This is a genomic window from Pseudoduganella sp. RAF53_2, from assembly GCF_052113985.1.
Lineage (GTDB): Bacteria > Pseudomonadota > Gammaproteobacteria > Burkholderiales > Burkholderiaceae_D > Rugamonas.
Map to the genome: position 1 here is coordinate 1 of NZ_JBFRDW010001043.1, position 1,172 is coordinate 1,172.

Genomic DNA, 1,172 nt, shown 5'->3' on the forward strand with positions numbered 1-1,172 from the left:
TGATCTATAGTACACATAGATGTACATAACCATTTGATTTCTTTGGCTTTTGTGTCTCAGAAGAGTACCGGTTCATAGCCTATCGGGGGTTCGAATCCCCCTCTCTCCGCCAAGATACGCGTAAGTGATTGATTCGCTTACAGAAAAAGCCAGCTTAGATAGCTGGCTTTTTTACTTTTTCGCCCCACCTTTTCTCGCGCAGGGATACTTTGGGGATAAATCACGTTTTCCCCTCGCTTCCCCTTCGTTCCCTCCTTGCTTCTCAGGCAATAAAAAAGCCGACTTTCGCCGGCTTTTTTGAGGATGTCGCTGCTCAGCGTCGATGGAGCTTATATTCAGGAATGCGGATGCGCGATTGGCCGAAGACTTTGCTTACGCCTCCCAGTTCGGAAACGGGCTTGGCATCCTTTTCAAAGCGCACGACGACCGTGCGGCCGGTGGTTTTGACTGGCGCAGCAGACGAGTCCGCAGTTTTCAGCTCATCGCTGCTCTTGGCGCGGCGCGACGCAGCATCGCTCTTGTACCTTAGTACCCAGCGTGCATCTTTTGCGTTTTTGTCATTCATTGCCACTCCTCGCCAAACGTGTTGTCCAAATAGTCTACCAGAACCTGCCAGCTGCGGCTGTTTGCCGTCAAGTCAAAGCGCATTTCGGTTGGGCGCCCATGAGCTTCCCACCACGCCGGATCGAGAGCGACGACGTCCAAGACCGAGCGGCAATAGCGGAAGCGAGCATCGCGGTTCAGGTCCCCCTCGGCCAGCTGAGCGTCAAAGCCAAACTTCGGCCACACCTGGTAGCCGACTAAGTCATCCTCATCCAGTTCAGCTGGGCCATAGCCCCGGCCGGCGGCGAAGAGCGTGACCTCTGCGAAGCCCAAGCGGTAGGCTGTACAGGCCAGCAGCGCAAACCCAACCGTACACAAGCGCTCCGGCGCATCGTGCGCCAGCATAATTCTGCTGAAATACAGGGCGTCGATGCGGACGCCGTCGCCCATCACGTCTCGATAGGCAACTACATCAACTTGCTCGTCCTGCTGGACGAAGTCATTGGTCGATCGAACGTGCATGCCCGCCGGCGTGCCATCTTGGCGCGCGGCGAGTCTGTCAAACGAAACGGTTGAGTAGTCCGGCGCCATGAACAGGCGTCCCACTTCGGCAGCGGACAACCGCAGAC

General features: G+C 56.2%; 2 protein-coding genes. Both read right to left on the reverse strand.

Features of this window, described 5'->3' with window-relative positions; all coding sequences use genetic code 11:
* Nucleotides 1–313: 313 nt before the first annotated feature.
* On the reverse strand, nt 314–565 hold the full coding sequence (locus AB4Z11_RS32165; RefSeq protein WP_442030301.1) for a hypothetical protein: 252 nt from the start codon (nt 563–565) through the stop codon (nt 314–316).
* A partial coding sequence (locus AB4Z11_RS32170) for a hypothetical protein (protein ID WP_442030303.1) occupies nt 562–1,172 on the reverse strand: 611 nt, incomplete at its 5' end. The genes AB4Z11_RS32170 and AB4Z11_RS32165, both read right to left, overlap by 4 nt.